The organism is Kitasatospora sp. NPDC053308 (assembly GCF_055585785.1).
This window is the reverse complement of record NZ_JBVJJY010000002.1, coordinates 1-21250: the sequence shown is the minus strand read 5'-3', so window position 1 is coordinate 21250 and position 21250 is coordinate 1. Positions and strand designations below refer to the sequence as shown.

The 21250-nt window shown below is 75.4% G+C and carries 19 protein-coding genes and 2 rRNA genes; 11 read left to right on the top strand and 10 right to left on the bottom strand.

All coding sequences use genetic code 11. The features are described 5' to 3' along the window. The first annotated feature begins 126 nt into the window (after positions 1-126). Complete coding sequence (locus ACZ6Y7_RS05380; protein ID WP_465757000.1) at positions 127-1233, top strand: GlxA family transcriptional regulator; 1107 nt, start codon at positions 127-129, stop codon at positions 1231-1233. Here the strand turns inward: ACZ6Y7_RS05380 and ACZ6Y7_RS05375 are convergent. Further along, a complete protein-coding gene (locus ACZ6Y7_RS05375; protein ID WP_465756497.1) occupies positions 1214-2824 on the bottom strand; it encodes a sensor histidine kinase in 1611 nt (536 codons plus the stop codon). The two genes, ACZ6Y7_RS05380 and ACZ6Y7_RS05375, sit on opposite strands and share 20 nt — an antisense overlap. Further along, entirely contained in the window at positions 2821-3537 is a 717-nt protein-coding gene (locus tag ACZ6Y7_RS05370) for a response regulator transcription factor (RefSeq protein WP_465756496.1), read from the bottom strand. Before ACZ6Y7_RS05370 ends, ACZ6Y7_RS05375 begins: the two co-directional genes overlap by 4 nt. Before the next feature lie 255 nt (positions 3538-3792). On the opposite strand from ACZ6Y7_RS05370, the gene ACZ6Y7_RS05365 reads away from it, so the two are divergent. The 7 genes from ACZ6Y7_RS05365 to ACZ6Y7_RS05335 all read left to right on the top strand — a co-directional run bounded on the left by ACZ6Y7_RS05365 (position 3793) and on the right by ACZ6Y7_RS05335 (position 11183). After that, the gene (locus ACZ6Y7_RS05365; protein WP_465756495.1) at positions 3793-5178 is read left to right on the top strand and encodes a ferredoxin reductase family protein; all 1386 of its coding nucleotides are present in this window, start codon (positions 3793-3795) and stop codon (positions 5176-5178) included. Between the two features lie 168 nt (positions 5179-5346). Then, the gene (locus ACZ6Y7_RS05360; protein WP_465756494.1) at positions 5347-5856 is read left to right on the top strand and encodes an FMN-binding protein; all 510 of its coding nucleotides are present in this window, start codon (positions 5347-5349) and stop codon (positions 5854-5856) included. A 30-nt stretch (positions 5857-5886) separates the two neighbouring features. Beyond that, complete coding sequence (locus ACZ6Y7_RS05355) at positions 5887-6639, top strand: FAD:protein FMN transferase (RefSeq protein ID WP_465756999.1); 753 nt, start codon at positions 5887-5889, stop codon at positions 6637-6639. A gap of 153 nt (positions 6640-6792) precedes the next feature. Beyond that, positions 6793-8091 (top strand): sensor histidine kinase, encoded by a 1299-nt coding sequence (locus ACZ6Y7_RS05350; protein WP_465756493.1) that lies wholly within the window; start codon positions 6793-6795, stop codon positions 8089-8091. Then, complete coding sequence (locus ACZ6Y7_RS05345) at positions 8079-8744, top strand: response regulator transcription factor (protein WP_465756492.1); 666 nt, start codon at positions 8079-8081, stop codon at positions 8742-8744. Before ACZ6Y7_RS05350 ends, ACZ6Y7_RS05345 begins: the two co-directional genes overlap by 13 nt. Positions 8745-8827: 83 nt before the next feature. Next, positions 8828-10459 carry a phytoene desaturase family protein gene (locus ACZ6Y7_RS05340; RefSeq protein WP_465756491.1) on the top strand — a complete coding sequence of 544 codons (1632 nt, stop codon included), beginning with the start codon at positions 8828-8830 and terminating at the stop codon, positions 10457-10459. A gap of 109 nt (positions 10460-10568) precedes the next feature. Then, positions 10569-11183 (top strand): TIGR03086 family metal-binding protein, encoded by a 615-nt coding sequence (locus tag ACZ6Y7_RS05335; RefSeq protein WP_465756490.1) that lies wholly within the window; start codon positions 10569-10571, stop codon positions 11181-11183. Positions 11184-11376: 193 nt separating this feature from the next. On the opposite strand, the gene ACZ6Y7_RS05330 is transcribed toward ACZ6Y7_RS05335, so the two are convergent. After that, complete coding sequence (locus tag ACZ6Y7_RS05330; protein WP_465756489.1) at positions 11377-12087, bottom strand: hypothetical protein; 711 nt, start codon at positions 12085-12087, stop codon at positions 11377-11379. A 446-nt stretch (positions 12088-12533) separates the two neighbouring features. Between ACZ6Y7_RS05330 and ACZ6Y7_RS05325 the strand changes: the two genes are divergently transcribed. Continuing rightward, positions 12534-13694, top strand: coding sequence for an alpha-hydroxy-acid oxidizing protein (locus ACZ6Y7_RS05325; protein WP_465756998.1), 1161 nt, complete (start codon positions 12534-12536; stop codon positions 13692-13694). Positions 13695-13858: 164 nt separating this feature from the next. Here the strand turns inward: ACZ6Y7_RS05325 and ACZ6Y7_RS05320 are convergent, their stop codons facing one another. From ACZ6Y7_RS05320 to ACZ6Y7_RS05310, 3 genes are all read right to left on the bottom strand, one after another. After that, positions 13859-15622 carry a DUF885 domain-containing protein gene (locus ACZ6Y7_RS05320; RefSeq protein WP_465756488.1) on the bottom strand — a complete coding sequence of 588 codons (1764 nt, stop codon included), beginning with the start codon at positions 15620-15622 and terminating at the stop codon, positions 13859-13861. A gap of 150 nt (positions 15623-15772) precedes the next feature. Further along, complete coding sequence (locus ACZ6Y7_RS05315; protein WP_465756487.1) at positions 15773-16096, bottom strand: hypothetical protein; 324 nt, start codon at positions 16094-16096, stop codon at positions 15773-15775. 138 nt (positions 16097-16234) lie between these two features. After that, positions 16235-16762, bottom strand: a complete 528-nt coding sequence (locus ACZ6Y7_RS05310) for a hypothetical protein (RefSeq protein ID WP_465756486.1) — start codon at positions 16760-16762, stop codon at positions 16235-16237. A gap of 339 nt (positions 16763-17101) precedes the next feature. Between ACZ6Y7_RS05310 and ACZ6Y7_RS05305 the strand changes: the two genes are divergently transcribed. Continuing rightward, complete coding sequence (locus tag ACZ6Y7_RS05305) at positions 17102-18220, top strand: ABC transporter substrate-binding protein (RefSeq protein WP_465756485.1); 1119 nt, start codon at positions 17102-17104, stop codon at positions 18218-18220. Between the two features lie 216 nt (positions 18221-18436). Here the strand turns inward: ACZ6Y7_RS05305 and ACZ6Y7_RS05300 are convergent, their stop codons facing one another. Both ACZ6Y7_RS05300 and ACZ6Y7_RS05295 read right to left on the bottom strand, forming a co-directional pair. After that, positions 18437-19234, bottom strand: coding sequence for an MBL fold metallo-hydrolase (locus ACZ6Y7_RS05300; protein WP_465756484.1), 798 nt, complete (start codon positions 19232-19234; stop codon positions 18437-18439). Then, positions 19231-20211 carry a saccharopine dehydrogenase NADP-binding domain-containing protein gene (locus ACZ6Y7_RS05295; protein ID WP_465756483.1) on the bottom strand — a complete coding sequence of 327 codons (981 nt, stop codon included), beginning with the start codon at positions 20209-20211 and terminating at the stop codon, positions 19231-19233. The genes ACZ6Y7_RS05300 and ACZ6Y7_RS05295 overlap by 4 nt, the downstream gene beginning before the upstream one ends. A gap of 183 nt (positions 20212-20394) precedes the next feature. Between ACZ6Y7_RS05295 and ACZ6Y7_RS05290 the strand changes: the two genes are divergently transcribed. Next, positions 20395-20880, top strand: coding sequence for a MarR family winged helix-turn-helix transcriptional regulator (locus tag ACZ6Y7_RS05290; RefSeq protein WP_465756482.1), 486 nt, complete (start codon positions 20395-20397; stop codon positions 20878-20880). An 81-nt stretch (positions 20881-20961) separates the two neighbouring features. On the opposite strand, the gene rrf is transcribed toward ACZ6Y7_RS05290, so the two are convergent. Continuing rightward, a 5S ribosomal RNA gene (gene rrf / locus ACZ6Y7_RS05285) occupies positions 20962-21078 on the bottom strand. A gap of 79 nt (positions 21079-21157) precedes the next feature. Next, positions 21158-21250 (bottom strand): 23S ribosomal RNA (locus tag ACZ6Y7_RS05280); the annotation flags it as partial.

The following is a 21250-nucleotide window of genomic DNA, read 5'->3' as shown; positions in this document are numbered from 1 at the left end:
CCCGTGTCGGCAATGTCGTCTAACCTGCAGATTCGGACATCACGCCTAGGAGGCCGGGTGCAGACCGAGACCGAGACCGAGACCGAGTGCGCGACCGCGAGCGACAGCGAGACCGAGAGCGCGAGCGTGGAGCGGCTGATCGTCGTCGTCCTGTTCGAGGGCGTCGACCTGCTGGACGTGACCGGCCCGCCGGAGGTGTTCTCACTGGTCCGGCGGGAGACCGGCGACGCGACGGGCTACCGGGTCGTCCTCGCGGCCGAGACCACGGCGCCGGTCACCACCGCGGCAGGCGTGCGGATCCTGCCCGACCTCACCTTCGACCAGGCCGCCGAGGGCGGCATCGACACCCTGCTGGTGCCCGGCGCGGTCGAACTGGACGAACGGCGCCGGGTCCACGCGGTGACCGACCCCGCCGTGGTCGACCGGGTCCGCACCCTGGCCGCCCGCTCGCGCCGGGTCGCCAGCGTCTGCGTCGGCGCGCACCTGCTCGCCGCCGCCGGACTGCTGGACGGCCGGCGCGCCACCACCCACTGGTCCACGGCCGACCAACTCGCCGCCGAGTACCCGGCGATCGAAGTGGACGCCGATCCGATCTTCATCCGCGAGGGCGAGGTCTGGACCGGCGCGGGCATCAGCGCCTGCCTGGACCTCTCACTCGCCCTGGTCGCCGAGGACTTCGGCGAGGAGCTGGCCCTGCGGGTCGCCCGCCAGCTGGTGATGTACCTCAAACGTCCCAGTGGACAGAGCCAGTTCAGCGTCCCGCTGGAGCCGGTCTCGACCACCCGGCGGATCGAGGAGCTGCGCCACCACATCCTGCGCAACCTCTCCGGGCGGCTCAGCGTCCCGGAACTCGCCGCCCACGCCCACGTCAGCGAACGGCAGCTGACCCGGATCTTCAAGACCGAGCTGGGCACCACCCCGAGCGCCTACATCGAATCGGCCCGGGTCGAACGCGCCCGTCACCAGCTGGAATCCGGCGACGCCACGCTCGAACGCATCGCCACCGCCTGCGGGTTCGGCACCACGGACACCCTCGTCCGAGCGTTCCGCCGCCGCCTGGACACCACTCCGACCGACTACCGGCAGCGCTTCCGTACGGCCGGCGGCGGCGCCGGGACCGGGGGCGAGGGCGCGGGCGGGACCGGGGACGAGGGCGCGGGCGGGACCGGGGACGAGGGCGACGGCGCGGGCGGGGACGCCGCCGCTGGCCGCGCTACGGCAGCCGGACGGTGAACACCGTACGGCCCGGTCGGGCGACCGCGTCCACCGTGCCGCCGTGCGCCCGGACGACGGCCCGGACGATCGCCAGCCCGAGCCCGGTCGAGCCGGTGGCCCGGGAGCGGGCGCGGTCGCCCCGGACGAAGCGCTCGAAGACCCGGTCGAGCAGCTCCGGCGCGATGCCCGGCCCGTCGTCGGTCACGCTCAACTCGACCTGACCGGCGCCCGTGCGCCGGAGGTCCAGCTCCACCCGGGTGCCGGGCGGGGTGTGGGTCCGGGCGTTGGCCAGCAGGTTGGCCACCACCTGGCCCAGCCGGTGCCCGTCGCCCCGGACCAGGACCGGCTCCTCGGGGAGGGCGAGGCGCCAATGGTGGTCCGGCCCGGCGGCGCGGGCGTCGGCGACGGCGTCGAGGGCGATCCGGGTCAGGTCCACCTCGTCCTCCGCCAACGGGCGACCGGCGTCCAGGCGGGCGAGCAGCAGCAGGTCCTCGACGATCGTGCCCATCCGCACCGCCTCGGCGTCGATCCGCTCCAGCGAGTGCCGCACCGGCGCGGGCACGGCCCCGGGGTGGCGCAGCGCCAGCTCGGCGTGGCCGCGGACGGCCGCGACCGGGGTGCGCAGCTCGTGGCTGGCGTCGGCGGCGAACGCGCGCAGCCGTTCCTCCACGGCGTGGCGGCGGGCGAGGGCGTCGCCGACGTGGCCGAGCATCCGGTTCAGCGCCGCGCCGACCCGGCCGACCTCGGTGCGCGGGTCGTCGTCCGGCACGCGTTCGGCCAGCAGGACCTCGCCGCTGGCCAGCGGCATGGCGCTGACCCGCTCGGCCGTGCCCACCACCCGTTGCAGCGGGCGCAGCGACCAGCGCACCCAGAGCGCCCCGGCCGTACCGGCGGCCGCGACGGCGATCGCGAAGACCGTCAGCTCAAGGGCCTCCAGCCGCCGGACGGTGTCCTCGGCCGGGCGCAGCGGAAGGCCGCTGACCAGCACGTCGCCGTCCCGTCCGGCGACCGCGCGGACGCGGTAGTGGCCCTGGGCCGCGCCGAGGTCCAGGGTGCGGGCCGGTCCGCCGGCGGGCAGGGCGGCGAGCGCGCGCTGCTGGGCGGGCGTGAAGGTGATCCGGTCGTCCTCGTCGCCGGTGCCGTCGGCGCCGGTCGCGTCCGCGGCGGTCCCGTTCGCGGCGGTCCCGTTCGCGCTGGTCCCGTTCGCGCCGTGGCCGTCCGTGGACGTCGGGTCCGTGCCGGTCCCGTCCGCGCCGGGGGCGTCCGCGTCGTCGGCGTCGCCGTCGACCACCCCGGCCGCGGTGACCCGGCCGCCGACCAGCCGGACGCCGAGGGTCCCGGGGGTCTGCGCCCGGGTGTCGGGCCCGCCGCCCTGGCCCGCGTGCTCCAGGCTCGCGGCGTAGCGGCCACCGGCCGCGGCGAGCTGCTGGTCCAGACGGTCGACCAGGAAGTGGCGCAGCGAGGCCGTGGTCGCGAGGCCGACGGCCGCGCAGGTCACGACGAGCAGCACCAGCAGGCCGGCGATCAGCCTGGCCCGCAGGGTCCGGGGGACCAGCCCGGCCCGCAGCCGGCCGGAAGTGCGCGGGGCGTGGGGGATGCCCGGCCTCACGGCGCCGCCTTGATCAGGTACCCCGCGCCGCGCACCGTGTGGATCATCGGACTGCGGCCCGCGTCCACCTTCTTGCGCAGGTAGCTGATGTACAGCTCGACGATGTGCGCCTGCCCCCCGAAGTCGTACGACCAGACCGCGTCCAGGATCTGCGCCTTGCTGAGCACCTGCCGGGGGTGGCGCATCAGGTGGGCGAGCAGCGCGTACTCGGTCGGACTGAGCTCGATCGTCTCGCCGCCGCGGGTGACCTCGCGGGCCCGGTCGTCCAGGACGAGGTCGCCGAGCACCAGCGCGTGCGCGGGCGGCCGGTGCGGGGCCACGGGCGCAGCGGCCCGGCGCAGCAGTCCGCGCAGCCGGACGACCACCTCGGCCAGGCTGAACGGCTTGGTGACGTAGTCGTCACCACCCGCCGCGATGCCCGCGATCCGCTCCTCGACGGCGTCCCGGGCGGTGAGGAAGAGCACCCGCACCTCCGGCTGCCCGGCGTGCACCCGGCGCAGCACCTCCAGGCCGTCCAGGTCCGGCAGCATCACGTCGAGCACCACGGCGTGCGGCCGCCACGTGGCGGCCGCCTCCACCGCGGCCAGGCCGGTGGTCGCGCCGCGCGCCTGCCAGCCCTCGTAGCGCACGGCGCCGCAGACCACCTCGACCAGGTCCGGCTCGTCGTCGACGACCAGAACGCGCCACTCCGGGCGGTCGGCGGTGTCGTCCATGCTGCTCCCTCGGTCTCGTGCGGTGCGCGCCGGTGCCGGGCACGCGGGCGCCGCGGCGTCCATTCTGGACCGCCGCGATGAGAAAGTCCTGAGACCTCTGAACCTGGTTCGCCGCCGATCTACCCACCCTGACCAGGGGCGATGCGCCCTCACCAGCCCCCGGGGGCCGCTCCCGTTCAGAGCCGGCTCAGAGCTTGCGGTGCGATCGTGGCTGGCCTCGGCGGCACCCGCCGCCGGGCGCTGAGGAGGTTCCCGATGACCACTGCCGCCGCGCCGCCGTCGCGGCCCGGGCCCCGGCCGCGACCGACCCCCACCGACCGCGGCCGCCGGGCCGCGCCGCGCGCGCCCTTCGCCCTGGAGCCGGCGCCCGCACTGGCCCTGATCGCCGTCGGCGCCGTCGGCGTGCTCGCGCTCTGGTGGGCCGGCACCCCGGCGGTCGTCGGCGCGGCCGGCTGGCTGACCGGCGCCGGACGGATCACCGGGCTGCTCGCCGGGTACGCCGCCCCCGTGCTGATCCTGCTGATGGCCCGGCTGCCGCCGCTGGAACGCGGCATCGGCGCGGACCGGCTGGCCCGCTGGCACGCCTTCGGCGGGCGGTGGCTGGTGGCCGCCGTCACGGTGCACGTGCTGACCGTCGTCTGGGGCTACGCGCTGACCGACGGGCGCGGACTCCTCGGCGAGGGCGTGGAGGTGGTCCTCCACTACCCCGAGATGATCAAGGCCACCCTGGGCACGCTGCTGCTGCTCGGCACCGGCGCGGTCTCCGCCCGGGCCGCGCGCCGCCGCCTCCCGTACGAAGCCTGGTACTACCTGCACCTCGCCACCTACCTGGCCGTGGCGCTCGCCTTCTCCCACCAGCTCGCCACCGGCGCCGACCTCGGCGGCGGACCGGGCGGCGCCGCCTGGTACGCCCTCTACTTCGGGACGGCCGCGCTGCTCGGCTGGTACCGGCTCGCCCGGCCGTGGCTGCTCGACCGGCGGCACCGACTGCAGGTCGCCGAGGTACGGCCGGAGGGACCGGGCGTGGTGTCGCTGTTCCTGACCGGACACCGGCTGGACGAACTCCGCGCGGAGCCGGGGCAGTTCTTCCGCCTCCAGTTCCAGGCGCCCGGGCTGCGCTGGGCCGCCAACCCGTACTCGCTGTCCGCACCGCCGCACCCGCGCTTCCTGCGCTTCACCGTCAAGGACCTCGGCGGGCACAGCGCCGCCGTGGCCGGCCTGCGCCCGGGCACCCGGGTGCGCGCGGAGGGCCCCTACGGCGCGTTCACCGGGCGACGGCTGCGACAGCGTCGGGTCCTGCTGCTGGGCGCGGGCGTCGGGATCACCCCGCTGCGCGCGCTGTTCGAGACGCTCCCGGGCGAGCTCACCCTGGTCCAGCGGGCCCGCCGACCGGAGGACGTGCTGTTCCGGGCCGAGCTGGCCGACGTCGCCCGGCGGCGCGGCGCGGTGGTGCACGAGCTGCTCGGCACCCGGGAGGAGGTCGGCGACCTCGGCGCCGCGCTCGCCCGGCTCGTCCCGGACCTCGCCGGGCACGAGGTCTACCTGTGCGGCCCGGAGGCGCTGACCGGGGAGGCCGTCCGCGCGCTGCGGGCGGCGGGGGTGCGGCGGGGGCGGATCCACCACGAGGACTTCTCCTTCTGAGCCCCGCCCCCTCTCCCGTGCCCGCCGTCCACCCCGTGCCCCGCTCCATCCCGTGCCCGCGCTTTCCCGTGCAGGCGTCTTCCGTGCCCGCCGTCCACCCCGTGCCCCGCTCCATCCCGTGCCCGCGTCTTCCCCCTGCCCGCCGTCCTCCGAGGAGTGTCGATACCCATGCGCCGAGCCGTCGTCACCAGTGCCGCCACCGCCGCCGGGGTGGTGCTGTTGCTCTCCCTCAAACCGCACCAGGCGACCGGCCCGGCCCCGGTGATCGGCTCGGGGCCGGACGCCGGGTCCGCCTCCGGTGCCGGATCCGCCGCGGGAAGCGGCTCGGACGTCTCCGAGCCGTCGACCGGCCCCTCCGCCGGCCGATCCGCGAACCCGTCCGCGGCCGCCTCCGCGGGAGCCACCCGGAAGGTCGGCGGCGACACCGTCAACACGCGCTACGGCCCGGTCCAGGTCCAGGTCACCCTCGCCGGGAGCCGGATCACCGCCGTCGACGTGGTCAAGTACCCCACCGCGGAACGGCGCGACCGCGAGATCAACACCTCCGCCCTGCCCGTGCTCAACCAGGAGGCGATCTCCGCCCAGAGCGCCCGGATCGACGTGGTCAGCGGCGCGACGTACACCAGCGAGGGCTACATGCGTTCGCTGCAGAGCGCCCTCGACCGGGCGAAGGGCTGAGACGCCGTGCTCCACCACGCCGAACCCGTGATGGGCACCGTCTTCTCGATCACCGTCCGCGACCCGGGGCCGGAGACTCCCGCCGTGCTCGGCCGGATCGCCGAGCGGCTGCACCGGATCGACGCGGTCTTCTCCACCTACCGGCCCGACAGCGACATCAGCCGCCTCGACCGGGGCGAACTCTCCCCGGGCGACTGCGATCCCGACGTCCGCACCGTCCTGGCCGCCTGCCGCCGGGTGGCCGCCGAGACCGACGGCTGGTTCACCGAACGGCCCGGCGGCAGGCTCGACCCCAGCGGCTGGGTCAAGGGGTGGGCCGTCGAGGAGGCAGCGGCCCTGCTGCACTCCTCCGGCTCCCGGCAGTACTGCGTCAGCGGCGGCGGGGACGTCCAGACCGGCGGCGGGCCCTGGCGGATCGGCATCGCCGACCCCGGGCACCCCGGCCGGCTCACCGCCGTACTCGCCGGCCACGGCCTCGCCGTCGCCACCTCCGGCACCGCCGAACGCGGCCCGCACATCCTCGACCCGCACACCGGCCGCCCGGCCACCGGCCTGGCCTCCCTCACCCTGGTCGGCGCACCGGGCACCGGCATCGCCCGCACCGACGCCTGGGCCACCGCCGCCTTCGCCATGGGCCCGGACCGCGCGCTCGCCTGGGTCGCCCGCCGCCCCGGCCTCGAAGCCCTCGCCGTCCTCCCGGACGGCACCAAGCGCTGGACCCCCGGCCTCCCCGACCACCTCCCCGCCGCCGGCCCCTCGGACTGGCAGACCGCTGTCCACTGACGGCGGGCCGAGCGGAGCCACCCTCCAGGAACCGAACTCACGGACCCTCGCGATCGCCCGCCCCCTTGTGAACTCGGCGGCCGCCCAGCGGAAGGGCCGCTCACCGGCCGGTGCTAGGGTGGCGAGGAGTCGACGCGGAGGCACTGAACGATCGTGCGGGCAGCGGGAATCGCCGCAGGAGCAGCGGTCCGGTCGACGGTTCGGCGCTTCCCCTCGGCCGCCGGGTACACGCTGCTCTGCCTCGGCACCGGTCTCGGTGCACTGGTCGGTCTCGTTCTGCTGCTCGCCGTCCTCGCCCTGTGCCTGACCGGCGTCGGCCTCCTGCTCCTCCCCCACGCGCTGCGACTCCTGCGCCACTGCAGCGAGTTCCACCGCCGGCTGGTCGGCCGCCGGCTGGGGCCCGAGGTCCGCTCGCCGTACCCGCACGGACCGGCGTCCCCGCGCGACCCGGCCGTCCGCAGCGACCTGCTCTGGCTGCTCGCCCACGGCACCGCCGGCACCGCCCTGTGCGCCGCCTCCCTCACCCTCTGCAGCCACGCCTTCAACTGGCTGACCGCGCCCGTGTGGTGGCGGCTGCTGCCGCACGAGCGGGACGCGGTCATCCTGCTGAACGTCGACTCCTGGGCGATGGCGGTCACCGCCGCGGTCGGTGGGATCGGCTACGCCGCCGTCGCCGTGGCCGCCGCCGGGCCGCTCGCCGACCTGCACGCGCGGGCCTCCCGCCGGCTGCTGGCGGCCCGGGGCCGCGCGTCGCTCGCGCAGCGGGTGCACGAGCTGACGGTGAGCCGGTCCGAGGCGCTGGACGCCCACGCCGCCGAGCTGCGCCGGATCGAACGCGACCTGCACGACGGCGCCCAGGCCGACCTGGTGGCCGTCTCGCTGCGGCTCGGTGTGATCCGCCGCGCCCTCACCCACCGCCCGGACGACGTCGCGGAGCTGGTGGACTCGACCCAACTGGTCGCCGAGCAGGCCCTGGAGTCCCTGCGCGCCCTGGTCCGCGGCATCCACCCCCCGGTGCTCGCCGACCGCGGCCTCGCGGAGGCGGTCCGCTCCCTCGCCGCCCACTGCCCCGTCCCCACCCGAACCGACCTGGCCGACCCCGCCGAAGCCGGCCCTGCCGGCCCCGCTGACCCCGCCGAGGCCGGCCCCGGCACCCCGCCGCCCCGCGTACCCGCCGCAGCCGAGGCCGCGGCCTACTTCGTGGTCGCCGAGGCCCTCACCAACGTCGCCCGGCACAGCGGCGCCCGCACCGCCCTCGTCCGGCTGCGGATCACCGGCGAGGCGATCGCCGTGCGGATCGAGGACGACGGCCGGGGCGGCGCCGCCGAGGGATCCGGCAGCGGGCTGCCCGGTCTGCGCCGGCGCGTCGCCGCCTTCGACGGCACGACCGACCTGTCCAGCCCACCCGGGGGCCCGACCGTACTGGAGGTGCGCATCCCATGCGGATCCTGATCGCCGAGGACAACGCCCTGCTCCGCGAGGGCCTGGTGCTCCTGCTGACCAGCGAGGGCCACGAGGTGTGCGCGACCGTCGAGCACGGCGACGACCTGCTGCCCGCCCTGCTCGACCACCGCCCCGACGTCGCCGTGGTGGACGTCCGCCTGCCGCCCGGCTTCCGCGACGAGGGCCTGCGCGCCGCCGTCGAGGCCCGCCGACGACTGCCCGGACTCCCCGTCCTGATCCTCTCCCAGTACGTCGAACGCGCCTACGCCGCCGAGCTCCTCGCCCGGAGCGCCGCCGGCGTCGGCTACCTCCTCAAGGACCGCGTGGGCCGCGCCGAGGAGTTCCTCCAGGCCCTCACCCGCGTCGCCGGAGGCGGCACCGCCATGGACCCCGAGGTCATCACCCACCTCATGGCCCGCCACCCCGACCACGACCCGCTCGCCGCGCTGACCCCGCGCGAACGCGAGGTCCTCGCCCTGATGGCCGAGGGCCACAACAACCCCACCATCGCGGCCCTCCTGTTCATCGCCGAGAGCTCGGTGAACAAGCACATCGGCCACATCTTCGCCAAACTCGGCATGCCCACCCCCGACACCGGCCACCGCCGCGTCCTCGCCGTCCTCACGTACCTGCGCACCCGCACGGACCATCCCACCCCGTAGCGCGCGTCCGGCCACGCGCGGCGACGGCGGTGGAGGGGCCGCACGCCTGTTCCGCGCCCCGGGTTGTGGCGTAGCGTGGCCGGATGAACACGAACGCGTCCTCGCGGTACGACGTCGTGATCGTCGGCGGCGGGCACAACGGGCTGGTGGCGGCGGCGTACCTGGCGCAGGCCGGTCGGCGGGTGCTGGTGTTGGAGCGGCTGCCGCGGGTGGGTGGGGCGGCCGTGTCGACGCGGGCGTTCCCGGGAGTGGACGCGCGGCTGTCGCGCTACTCCTACCTGGTCAGCCTGCTGCCGCGGAAGGTCGTCCGGGAGCTCGGGCTGCGGCTGGAGCTGCGGCGGCGCCGGATCGCCTCGTACACGCCCGTCGAGCGGGACGGCAAGCCCACCGGGCTGCTGGTGGACGCCGGCGATCCGGGACGCACCCGGGAGTCGTTCCGGGCACTGACCGGCGGCGACCGGGAGTGGCAGGCCTGGCAGCGGTTCTACGGGACGACCGCGCGGGTCGCCGAGCGGGTGTTCCCGACGCTCACCGAGCCGCTGCCCGCGCGGGCGGAGCTGCGCCGGCGGGTCGCCGACGAGGAGGCCTGGACGGCGCTGTTCGAGGAGCCGCTCGGCGCGGTGATCGAACGGAGCTTCGCGGACGACCTGGTGCGCGGCGTGGTCCTCACGGACGCGCTGATCGGCACGTTCACCCACGCCCACGACCCCGCGCTGCGGCAGAACCGCTGCTTCCTGTACCACGTGATCGGCAACGGGACGGGTGACTGGGACGTCCCGGTCGGCGGGATGGGCGCGGTGACGGACGCGCTGGCCGCGGCGGCGCGGGCGGCCGGCGCGGAGATCAGGACCGGCCACGAGGTGACCGCCGTCGCCGCCGAGCGCGCCACGGGCGACGGCCGCACCGGCGGCCACGCCGAGGCCGAGGTGTCGTACCGGGACCTGGAGCGGGGTGGCGAGGGGAGGGTGGCCGCGCACCGGGTGCTGGTGAACGCCGCGCCCGCCGCCCTGGCCCGGCTGCTGGGCGAGGACCCCGGGCCCGCACCGGAGGGCGCCCAGCTGAAAATCAACATGGTGCTGCGCCGCCTGCCGCGGCTGCGGGACGCCGCCGTGGACCCGCGCGAGGCCTTCGCGGGGACCTTCCACATCGCCGATGGCTACCGGCAGTTGGCGGCCGCGCATGCCGAGGCGCGGGCCGGCCTGATGCCCTCGGCGCCGCCGTCCGAGATCTACTGCCACACCCTGACCGACCCGTCGATCCTGGGCCCGGAGGCCGTCCGGCAGGGGCTCCAGACGCTGACCCTGTTCGGTCTGCACATGCCCGCCCGGCTGTTCGGCGATCCGGCGGCCAAGGAGCGCGCGCTGGCCGCGAGCCTGGCGCAGCTGGACGCGGTGCTGGCCGAGCCGATCGCCGACTGCCTGGCCACGGACGCCGACGGCCGGCCCTGTCTGGAGGCGAGGACACCGCCGGAGCTGGAGCGGGAGATCGGCCTGCCGGGCGGCCACATCTTCCACCGCGACCTCGCCTTCCCGTTCGCGGAGGAGGGCCGAGCGGCCGAAAGCGCCGCCACCGGCGGTGCCGCCGCCCGCTGGGGCGTGGCGACGGACCGCCCGGCCGTCCTGCTGTGCGGAGCGGGAGCGGTGCGCGGCGGCGGTGTCAGCGGCATCCCGGGGCACAACGCGGCGCGGGCCGTCCTGGAGGACCCGGCGCGCTGACGGGGAGGCACCGGGCGAGCACTCACGGCAGTCGCCCCCTCCCAGACCTGGCACCTCACTCCCCGGGGCGGTTTACTGAGAGTGAGCAGGGCAGGAGGGAGGCCCTCCGATGGAATGTCCGCACCCACCCGGGTTCCACGTCGAGGTCCGTGAACGCTACGTCGCCGCCGTGGCGGAGGTGACCCGCCTGGTGCGGGCCGTTCCGGAGGACGGTTGGACGGCGCCCACGCCGTGCCGGGACTGGGACGTCCGCATGCTGCTGAACCACCTTGCCGCGCAGCACCTCTGGGTGTGCCAGGCCGTGGCCGGCTACACGCCGGAGGCGATCGGCCACCGGTTCGGAGGCGACGTGCTCGGTCTCAACCCCGCCGGGGTATGGGCGATGGCCGCCGACACGGCGGTGCGCGCACTCCACCAGGAGGGCGCACCGGACCTGCTGGTGCACCTGCCCTACGGGGTGCGCGACGCCGGCGGGTACGCCCGCGAGCTGACCGCCGAGACCGTCGTGCACGGCTGGGACCTCGCCCGGGCGCTGGGCGAGGACGGCCGGATGCCGCCGGGCGCCGCCCGGTACGCGCTGGAGGAGTTCCAGGGCTACCACAACCTGGCCGGCACCGGCCTGTTCGACCCGCCGCTCGTCAGCGCGCCGGGCGCCGGCAGCCAGGAGCGGCTGCTCGCCCTCACCGGTCGCGACCCGAACTGGTCCTACGACGCGCTGCGTTGACCGGCAACCCACCGTCGGCGGGCCGGCCGACGACCGGCCGGCAGCCGACCGTCGACTGACCGGCTGACCGGCTGACCGGCTGAGCGGCTGACCGGCTCACGAGCGGTTCCCGGGAGCCGCCGACGCCGCCCCCGCCTCCGTGTAGGGACGCGGGGACGGCGGGAGTTCGGGACCCCAGAAGATTGACGGCCCGTCAGGCCTTGGCCAGCATCCAGGCACCGAGGCCGTTGCAGCCCCCGGCGGCGTAGGTGGTGGCGCGGAAGCCGGGCGGGACGGGCGAGCCGGGGCAGGTCCACAGGCCGGCGCGGGCGATGTTGTGGTACCAGGAGCCGGCGCCGTCGCAGCCGCCCTGCTGGTGGCCGGTGATCACGTAGCCGGCGACCACCGGCGAGCCGGAGCAGGTCCAGATCCCGTCGTGCGGAAGACCGTGCTGCCAGGAGCCGATGCCGCCGCAGCCGGCCCGCAGGTGGTTGGTGATGACGTACCCGGGCACGATCGGGGAACCCGAACAGGTCCAGATCCCGTCCTTGACCAGGCTGTGCCGCCACGAGCCGATGCCCCGGCATCCGTACGTGGTGTGGTCGGTGATGACGTAGCCGGCGACCACGGGGGAGCCGGAACACGTCCAGATCCCGTCCTTCGCCGGCTGCTGGTACCAGGAGCCGAAGCCGCCGCAGCCCGCAGGGTCGTGGTCGGTGAGGACGTTGCCGGCGTCGATGGACTGCCCGGAGCAGGCCCAACGGCCCGCGGGCCAGGCGGGTTTGGCCTCCGCCGAGGCCATGCCGGAGACCGTGCCGCCCAGGACGACGGCCGCGACCAGCGCGAACGCCGCAGCTGCGGCTCCGATCCCCCTTCCGACGACCGCGGCCGCCGCTCGCTCCCACAGCTGACGGGTATTCACCATCGGTTCACTCCGGTCGATTCGAGGACGAGGAGAAGCGTTCCGCCCGCTGCCCGGCGGCGGAACGAGTGCCACCTTACGGGGAGACGGAGTGAGTGTTCCGTGGAGGTTCCAGGAAATCCGCCCCGCGCGCCACCTTGTCCGAAACCCGTCACAGTCCGGAACCCGTCACAGTCCGAAGCCCGTCACAGCGGCCGCCCGGTCCCGGGGACCCGCCGGCCACCGTCCGGTCGGCGTCGGCCTGTTCCGCGCGGCGAAGTAGCCCCCGGCCCCTGCCCTCCCCGGCCGCGCCCTACCCAAGGGCACCGGCCCCCGCGAGAATGCCGGGGCGCCGCCCGCTCCGTCCGCCCCGCGCGACGGACGGGCGGCGCCCCGGCCGGGATGTCCCCGGTCCGCGGACGGCGGGTGACGGCGAGAGGACGGCGACCGGGATGAGCCCCGAGACCGGCATGCGGTTCGGCGACTACCAGTACGAGATCTACCTGAACGGGCTGGCCGGCGTGGTGCCGGCGCTGCCGATGACCTTCGCCGAACTGGAGGCCCGGGCCCGGGCCGCGCTGCCGCCGTCGCTCCTGTCCTACGTCGAGGGCGGCGCCGGGGACGAGTCCACCCAGCGGGCGAACGTCACCGCCTTCGAGCGGTGGGGCCTGGTGCCGCGGATGCTGGTCGGCGCCACGGAGCGGGACCTGTCGGTCGAGCTGTTCGGGATGCGGCTGCCGTCGCCGCTGTTCATGGCGCCGGTCGGGGTGCTCGGGCTCTGTGCGCAGGACGGCCACGGGGACCTCGCCGCCGCCCGCGCCGCCGCCCGCACCGGGGTGCCGATGGTCGCCTCCACCCTGACGGTCGACCCGCTGGAGGAGGTCGCCGCCACGTTCGGGGACACCCCGGGCTTCTTCCAGCTCTACACCCCCACCGACCGGGCACTGGCCGAGAGCCTCGTGCACCGCGCGGAGGCCGCCGGCTTCAAGGGCATCGTGATCACCCTGGACACCTGGGTCCCCGGCTGGCGCCCGCGCGACCTGGCCACGGCCAACTTCCCGCAGCTGCGCGGCCACTGCCTGGCCAACTACACCTCCGACCCGGTCTTCCGGGCCCGCCTCGCCAAGGCCCCGGAGGAGGACCCGCAGGCCGTCGTGCGGGAGTGGATCGGCGTCTTCGGCAACCCGCTGACCTGGGACGACCTGCCCTGGCTGCGCTCGCTCACCGAACTGCCGATCCTCCTCAAGGGCCTCTGCCACCCCGAGGACGTCCGGCGCGCCAAGGACGGCGGCGTGGACGGCGTCTACTGCTCCAACCACGGCGGCCGCCAGGCCAACGGCGGCCTGGCGGCCCTGGAGGCGCTGCCCGGCGTGGTCGAGGCCGCGGACGGGCTGCCGGTCCTGTTCGACTCCGGGGTCCGCACTGGCGCGGACGTCGTCAAGGCGCTCGCGCTCGGCGCGACGGCGGTCGGCGTCGGCCGACCGTACGCCTACGGCCTGGCGATCGGCGGCGAGGACGGCATCGTGCACGTCCTGCGCTCGCTGCTCGCCGAGGCCGACCTGCTCATGGCCGTCGACGGCTACCCCGGCCTCGCCGACCTGCGCGCCGACGGTGCCCTGCGCAGGATCTGACCGCCCCCTCGGGCGCTCACACGCGGACGGGCCCCGACGGCCGCGAACCGCCGGGGCCCGGCGGCATGCTCCCCCGCTCACGGGCGCCGGCTGCTCACGGCCTCTCGCTCACGGCCTCTCGCTCACGACGCGGCGCTCACGACGCGGCTCACACGGCCCGTCGCTCACGGCGCGACGTGGTCGACGGCCAGGTCGTCGAGGCCGACCGAGCCCCGGGAGAGCACGCTCGTGTGCCAGGCCCGCAGGTCGAAGCCGGCGCCGAGGCGCCGCCGGGCCGCCTCCCGGCTGCGCAGCCAGGCCCGTTCGCCCAGCTTGTAGCCGATGGCCTGGCCGGGCCAGCCCAGGTAGCGGTCGATCTCGCTGCTGCGGCGGGGGATGTCGCTGCCGTGGTGGGCGGCCATGAAGGCGGTGGCGAGTTCCGGGGTCCAGCGTTCGCCGGGATGGAAGCCGGAGTCGGCGGGGATGGCCAGTTCCAGGTGCATGCCGATATCGACGATGACCCGGATGATCCGCAGCATCTGCTTGTCCAGGTAGCCGAGGCGCCGGGCCGGGTCGGTCAGGAAGCCCAGCTCGTCCATCAGGCGCTCGGCGTACAGGGCCCAGCCCTCCTTGTCGGCGCTCACCGCGCCGAGGGTGATCTGGTAGCTGCTCAGGCGGTCGGCGCAGGCCGTCCACCGGGCGGTCTGCAGGTGGTGGCCGGGGACACCCTCGTGGTACCAGGTGCTGACGAGCTGCCAGGTCGGGAAGGAGCGCCGGCCGAGCGTCGGCAGGTAGGTCCGGCCGGGGCGCCTGAAGTCGAGGCTCGGGCCGTTGTAGTACGGCGCGCCCGAGCTTCCCGGCGGCGCGATCCGGGTCTCCACCCGGCGCAGCGGGCCGGTGAGGTCGAAGTGGGTGCCGTCGAGGGCGTCGATCGCCTCGTCGGTGATCTGCTGCAGCCAGGCGCGGATGTTCTCCGCGCCCTCGATCGCATGGCCGTGCCGGTTGAGGTGGTCCATGGTCTCCCGGACGCCGGCCCCGGGCAGCACCCGCTCGGCCTCGGCCCGCATCTCGGCGACGGTCCGGTGGAACTCCTCCCACGCCCAGGCGTAGGCCTCGGCCGGGTCGACCTCGGCGCCGTTGGCCCAGCGGGCGGAGCGCAGGTAGCGTTCCCGGCCGACGGCGTCCGGGGTGCCGTCGGCGGCGGGCAGGTAGGTGGCGAGCAGCCAGTCGCGGAAGGCCGCCACGGCGGCCGTCGCGCGTGCGGCGGCGGCGTCCAGTTCGGGCCGCAGCCGGGCGGGGCCGGCGGCCACGAAGCCGGTGAACCAGTCGGCGCCGTCACCGTCCTGGCCGGTCCAGGCGGCGAGTTGGGCGATGACGGCGTGCACCTGCCGGGGCGCGCACAGCAGGCCTCGGTCGATGCCCACGGTCAGGGTCGCCCGGTAGCCGTCGAGTGCGCCGGGAAGGTTGCGCAGCCGCCCGGCGACCGCCGCCCAGTTCTCCTCGGTGTCGGTGGGCATCATGGTGAAGATGCTCCGCACCTTGTGCAGCGGCGAGTTGACGTTGCGCAGCTGGCGGAGGTGGTCGCCGGCCTCGTGCACGGCGAGTTCGGCGGTCAACCGCTCCCGCAGCAGCCGGGCGCAGTCCCGCTCGGCGCCGGTGTGGTCGGCGCCCTCGTGTTCGGTCGCACCGTGTTCGGTCGCACCGTGTTCGGCGTCGCCGTGTCGTGCACCGAACTCGGCCGCTCCGACGCCCCGTTCGGCGGTGTCGAGCGCGGCCAGCGTCCGCCGGGCGAGGTCGGCGAGCGCCTCGAAGCCCTCCGGCGACAGGTCGGGCTGCCGGTCGTCCTCGGGGTGCAGGCCGAGTCTGGTCGAGGTCATCGGGTCGAGCGCGGCGCTCCGCGCCACGTGGTCGTCGGCGATCCTGCGGAAGGTCCTCGTCGTCTCGGCCATGCGCCCCATGCTGGCGCACGGCCGGGCCGCTGTCAGCGGCGCGCACCACGCACACGCCGGCCGCGCCGAGGCCGAATCCGGCGAACGCGGGCGCAGCCGCGGCGGGGAGGGCATCCGCTCGGGGCGCCAGGTCTCTGCCCCGCGGCCTGACTACTGTGACGCCCGCAAGGCCGCGCCGGCGGAGGCGACGTCCAGGTCGATCACGACCTCCTCGCCCTCCCAGCGGCCGCGCTGGGAGATCGCGAGGCCGATCAGCGCCAACTCCGCCGCCTGGTCGCGCAGTGCGTACTGCTCATGGGTCTCCTCGCCGAGGTCGCCCGACTCGTCACGCTCCCATGCGCCCACCGCGGCCTCGGCCACCGCCCTGGGCAGTCGCACGGTGATCCGGCCGACCTGGGCATCGACGTGCGCCCCGATCGCCGCCAGCACCTTCGAGTCCTCCCGATACCGGACGTACTGCTCCTGATCCACCACGGGGCGAGGTTACCCAGAACCGCCGGACCTGTCTCGGCCGATCGGCTCGGCGGACCGACGCGGTGGGAGCACTGCAGGCGTCGGCGATCGTGGTGGTCCGAGCCTTCCCGGCTCGGCCGGTCCGCACCGAGGAACCCCTCAGGCAGTTCGCCGCCGGTAGTAGGCCCAGGCCAGGACGAGCACGATCGGCCCCCACAGCATCGCCGGGGTGATGCACACGTGGGCGAGGGCCCGCCACCATCCGTTGCTGTACTCCACCGCGGGCAGGACGCCGACCCATGCGAGCGGGTAGAGGTCGTACATCGCCACCAGGGCCAGGCCGCCCAGGACCGCCGGGATCACCGCGGCGAGCGGCGCCACCCGGCGGCCGCCGAGGAACGGCACCCAGCGCGGCACGACCTCACCCCACCCGCTCACCAAGCCGGTGGTCAGCAGGGCCAGCGCCTCGGTGAGCACACTGAGCCCGATGACGTAGAACGGGGACCACCAGGGAGCGACCGGGGCCGCCGGATCGACCTGCCCCATCGGGAAGTCGACGGCGAACGGGAGCCGCCACAGGCAGTGCGGCACCACCACGAACGGAAGGGCCCTGGCGAGCCGGACGGCCCAGACGGGGACGGCGCGCTCGGTGTCACCGAGCGGAAGGGCGAGACGCGAGATCGGCATGCCCCCAGCCTCGTCGTCGCTTGACGACGCTGCGTCGGCCTCACGCGCGATCAGGATCCCCCCTGGGAGCCATCCCTCCGTCATCCTGACGGCGGGCCGTCGGACCCGAGCCCGGGTGGGGCCGGCCGGCCTCGGGGCTCGACCGCGGGACGGCCCTTGTCCGGGCGCGTGCGCGCGCCGAGCACGGGGGCGCGCCGAGCGCGGGGTGGGGGCGGCGTGGGGAAGGGGTCGAGGACGGGGGTTGAGACCTCGCGCCCCGGCGTGCTGGGGTGTCAGGTGCGCGCGCGATCAATCCTGATGTGCGGGCCGTAGCCGCATCGTGACTCGGAGGCTCCACCCATGCCCACGCCACCATCGCCGTCCGCCGCGGAACGGGCCGACGGTCCGTCCGTCCGGCTCGGCGCCCTCGTCCCGCTGACCCGGCCCGGCTGGGTCGAGGCCGGCCGGCACCTGCTCGCCGGGCTCGAACTGGCCGTCGAAGAAACCAATGACGCCGGTGGGGTCGGCGGCCGGCCCCTGGAGTTGGTGGTCCGGGACACCGCCGCCGACCCGGAGAAGGCCGCGGCGGCCGTGGACGAACTGGCGGGCCTGGGCGTGGCGGCTCTCGCCGGGGAGTACCACAGCGTGGTCGCCCGTGCCGTGGCCGCCAGGGCGGACGCGCTGGGCGTGCCCTTCCTCTGTGCGTCGGCGGTTCTCGACGCGCTCACCGAACAGCCGACGGAGTGGGTCGCGCGGATCGCCCCCGCCCAGTCCCACGGCTGGCGGGTCTACGCGGACTTCCTGCTCGGCGCGGGCCATCGCCGGATCGCCGTGGCGACCCAGCCGAACGTCTACTGGGCGTCCGGCACCCGCGTCCTGCGGGAACACCTCGCTGCCCGTGGCGCCGGCCTCGTCGAGCTCGACACGGGCGAACTCGCCCCCGAGGCCGTCCGCGACCAGCTCGTCCGGCAGCGCGCGACGGCGCTGCTGCTCCTGGTCGGAGCGCCCGAGTCGGCGGTGTCGATCGTCGAGGCCGTCCGCCGCGACCGGCGTCTGGCCGGGATCCTGATCGGCGCTCCGGCCGGGCAACCGGAGTTCGCCGACTGGTCGGCGCGGCTGGGCGACGACGGCGCGGCCGTCCCGTTCCTGCGCTACCTGCCCGAGCACGTCGGCCCGCTCGGCGCCCGCGTCGGGACGGCGCTGCGCGAACGGCTGGGTGAGGCGCCGTCCTTCGTCGCCTTCGAGGGCTACGACACCGTCACCGTCCTCGCCGAGGTGCTGCGTTCCGAGGGCGCGGACGCGGATCGGGCGAAGATCGCCGCCGCGTGGCCGCGCGTGGCCGTCGAGGGCACCCGCGGAACGATCCGGTTCTCCCGCGCGCCGGGGATCAGCGTCTGGCAGTGGGCGTGGCCGCCCGTCCAGGTCGTCGACCGCGATCCGGCCGACCCCGCCCGCTTCCGCGTCCTCCACACCAGCTGAGCACCGGCGCGCGGGCCTCTCGGCCTCCGGAGCGGCCGGCCGGGCGGGGGCCCGGGCGGTGGGCCCGGGCGGTGAGCCCGGGCGGTGAGCCCGGGCGATGGGCCCGGGCGATGGGCAGGGCAGCGGGCCGGGCGGCGGCCGGCCGTCGGCGGAGCCGGGTGACCGTCAGGCCCCGATGGCGGCCGGGGTCCGGGGGCCGCCCAGGGAGTCCGGCACTCACCGGATCCCGGCCGCCACCGCCTGCCTCGCGGCCTCCGCCAAACCGTCCTGCCACGGCTCTCCGTGGCCCGGCAGGACGGTGCCGGTCTCGTGCTCCGCGACCCTCTCCAGGGAAGCCAGCGCCGCGCGGCTGTCCTGGGTGAAGGCCCGGCAGATGACGCACGGTCCGATCCGGCCGCCGACCGTGTCACTGGTGACCAGGGCGTCGCCGGTGAAGGCCACCGAGGCGTCCCGGAACAGGTAACTGGTGCTGCCGTGGGTGTGGCCCGGGGTGTGCACGGCCAGCGGCGTCCCGGGCAGGTCGAGCGGGGTGTCCGCCGTAAAGGTGCGGAACTCCCGGACCGCCGGCGTGCGGAGCGCGCCGCCCCGGGCCAGGTGCAGGGGCCCGCGCAAGCTGCTGGGGCGCCGGGCCGCGTAGCCGAGGAGGGAACGCTCGGGGCGCCAGACCCGGTTGAGGCTCCGGGGTTCCGCCAGGATCGGTGCGTCGGACTCGTGCACCCACACCTCGGCTCCGGCCTCGACCCGGACCCGCTCGGCCAGGCCCACGTGATCGGGGTGGGCGTGGGTGACCAGGACCGCCGCGATGTCGGTGAGCGGCCGGCCGAGGCCCCGCAGTGCCCCGACCAGGCCGTCCCAGTGCGCGGGGAGCCCGGCGTCGACCAGCACCAGGGCCGGACCGGTGTCGACGAGATAGAAGTTGATCATGCGGTCGCCCAGCCGGTGCACGGTGAGCGCGGCGGACGAGAAGGCGGGCGACGAGGACGTGGGGGCCGAGAAGGCGCTCAACGGGATCACCGGCCCAGCGTGATGCCGGTGGCGGGCAGGGCCGCGACCCGGTCGGCACCGAGCAGCTGCGCCGCCGTGCGGGCACCCGGGCGCGGGCCGTCCAGCAGCGCACGTGCGGCCGCCGCGGCGAGCGACGCGGTGAACGCGAACCCCTCCCCCGTGCCCAACTCGGCGGTGTGCGAGCGCCCATGGGTGTCGGTGAGCTCCGCGTACGCGTAGGAGCGGGCGTCCGCGCCGCCACCGCCTCCGCGCGGAACGGCGTACGCCGTCACGTCCGGCGCACCGCTGGCGGCACGGGCCGCCTCCAGGTCGCCGGTCGGCACCGGGATCACCGCACGGCTCGCACCGCCGAACACGAGCGTGGTGGCGCCTTCGCCGAGCGGACCGCGGACCAGCTCGCCGGCACGGTAGGTGGTGGCCCCCTCGGCGACGGCCTCGGCCACGGTGCTGCGCACTCCCGCCGTGTCGAACGCGCTGGTGGCTGCGGAGGCGACCACCACCCGAGCGGGTTCCCCCGCCGTTCGCCCGAGCAGCGTCAGCACCAGCGCTTCCGTGGCGGCCGGCCCGAAGCCGGCGCCGGTGACCAGCGCGACGCCCCGCTCCCGCGCCTCGGCGTCCCGGTCGAGCAGGGCGCGCACCGCGACCCGCTCGTTGGCGAGGTCGAGGTACGCCGTGCCGGCGTCGAGGCAGGCGTCCACCACCGCCGGCGCCAGCCGGGCGAACGGACCGACCGTGTTGACCAGCACCCTGCCCGCCCGGGCCAAGGCCGCCAGCGAGGCGGGTTCCGCGAGGTCGACGGTCAGGACGGACACCTCACCGCCGACGAACCGCGCCGCGGCGGCCGCCAGCCGGTCCCCGTCCCGACCGGCCAGCGTCACGGTCGCGCCCTGATGAACGAGGTGCTCGGCGACCAAGCCGCCGGTGGTGCCGGTGGCACCGAGAACGACGAAGTCGGATCGTGCTTCTGAACGCGCGTCGGATCGCATGGTCGTGCTCCTTCCGCCCCAGCGGGCTTCCGTCGATGACGAGGACAACCATGACACAACATCGATGTCGTGTCATCCATGTTCTGGCATCAATGTTGTGGCATCGATGTCATCACATCGATGTCATGTCATTGATATGCTGGCCGCACACCGCCACCCGATCCCCGGAAACGAGGACAGCCCGTGACCGCGACCACCGATCCCAGCCGCCCAGCCCGGGCCACGCACGACGAACTGCGCTACCTGGTCCTGGCCGCCCAACGCGAAGGCAGCCGCCGACTCGGCGACGCCCTGCGCCACTTGGGCCTCACCCCCGCCCAGGCCGAGGTCCTCGACGTCCTCTCCGCGCACCCACCGGTCACCCTGGCCGCCCTCGGCCGACTGCTGATCTGCGAACAGGGCAGCCCCAGCCGGCTCGTCGACGCGCTCGTCCAACGCGGCCTGGTCAGCCGCGTCCCGCACGAGCAGGACAAACGAGCCGTCCTCATCCACCTCACCGACGCCGGCCGCGCCCTCGCCACCCGACTCGGCGACGCCACCGCCCGGCTCACCACCGAGATGGGCGCCCGGCTCACCACCGAGGACGTCGAGACCCTCACCGCCCTGCTCCACAGCCTGCTCGACGGCACCGACGCCGCCCGAGCCATCCGCACTCGCTACCCGCATTGACCGGCCGCGCGGTTTCGAAAAGGCCCGGGAATGCGAAGAACCCCCGTCCGGAATCCCGGACGGGGGTTCTTCTGAATGATTGTTCGGCGGCGTCCTACTCTCCCACAGGGTCCCCCCTGCAGTACCATCGGCGCTGTGAGGCTTAGCTTCCGGGTTCGGAATGTAACCGGGCGTTTCCCTTACGCTATGACCACCGAAACACTATGAAACTGTCAACCGCGCACCCGAACGTCGGGCGGGTCGTTGTTTCAGAACAACACAGTGGACGCGAGCAACTGAGGACAAGCCCTCGGCCTATTAGTACCGGTCAACTCCACCCCTCACAGGGCTTCCATATCCGGCCTATCAACCCAGTCGTCTACTGGGAGCC

Excerpts from the sequence above, each read along its gene's own strand:
- ACZ6Y7_RS05370 (WP_465756496.1), bottom strand. The coding sequence starts at position 3,537 with ATGGACGACACCGCCGACCGCCCGGAGTGGCGCGTTCTGGTCGTCGAC.
- ACZ6Y7_RS05365 (WP_465756495.1), top strand. The coding sequence starts at position 3,793 with ATGACCACTGCCGCCGCGCCGCCGTCGCGGCCCGGGCCCCGGCCGCGA.
- ACZ6Y7_RS05360 (WP_465756494.1), top strand. The coding sequence starts at position 5,347 with ATGCGCCGAGCCGTCGTCACCAGTGCCGCCACCGCCGCCGGGGTGGTG.
- ACZ6Y7_RS05355 (WP_465756999.1), top strand. The coding sequence starts at position 5,887 with ATGGGCACCGTCTTCTCGATCACCGTCCGCGACCCGGGGCCGGAGACT.
- ACZ6Y7_RS05345 (WP_465756492.1), top strand. The coding sequence starts at position 8,079 with ATGCGGATCCTGATCGCCGAGGACAACGCCCTGCTCCGCGAGGGCCTG.
- ACZ6Y7_RS05340 (WP_465756491.1), top strand. The coding sequence starts at position 8,828 with ATGAACACGAACGCGTCCTCGCGGTACGACGTCGTGATCGTCGGCGGC.
- ACZ6Y7_RS05335 (WP_465756490.1), top strand. The coding sequence starts at position 10,569 with ATGGAATGTCCGCACCCACCCGGGTTCCACGTCGAGGTCCGTGAACGC.
- ACZ6Y7_RS05330 (WP_465756489.1), bottom strand. The coding sequence starts at position 12,087 with ATGGTGAATACCCGTCAGCTGTGGGAGCGAGCGGCGGCCGCGGTCGTC.
- ACZ6Y7_RS05325 (WP_465756998.1), top strand. The coding sequence starts at position 12,534 with ATGCGGTTCGGCGACTACCAGTACGAGATCTACCTGAACGGGCTGGCC.
- ACZ6Y7_RS05320 (WP_465756488.1), bottom strand. The coding sequence starts at position 15,622 with ATGGCCGAGACGACGAGGACCTTCCGCAGGATCGCCGACGACCACGTG.
- ACZ6Y7_RS05310 (WP_465756486.1), bottom strand. The coding sequence starts at position 16,762 with ATGCCGATCTCGCGTCTCGCCCTTCCGCTCGGTGACACCGAGCGCGCC.
- ACZ6Y7_RS05305 (WP_465756485.1), top strand. The coding sequence starts at position 17,102 with ATGCCCACGCCACCATCGCCGTCCGCCGCGGAACGGGCCGACGGTCCG.
- ACZ6Y7_RS05295 (WP_465756483.1), bottom strand. The coding sequence starts at position 20,211 with ATGCGATCCGACGCGCGTTCAGAAGCACGATCCGACTTCGTCGTTCTC.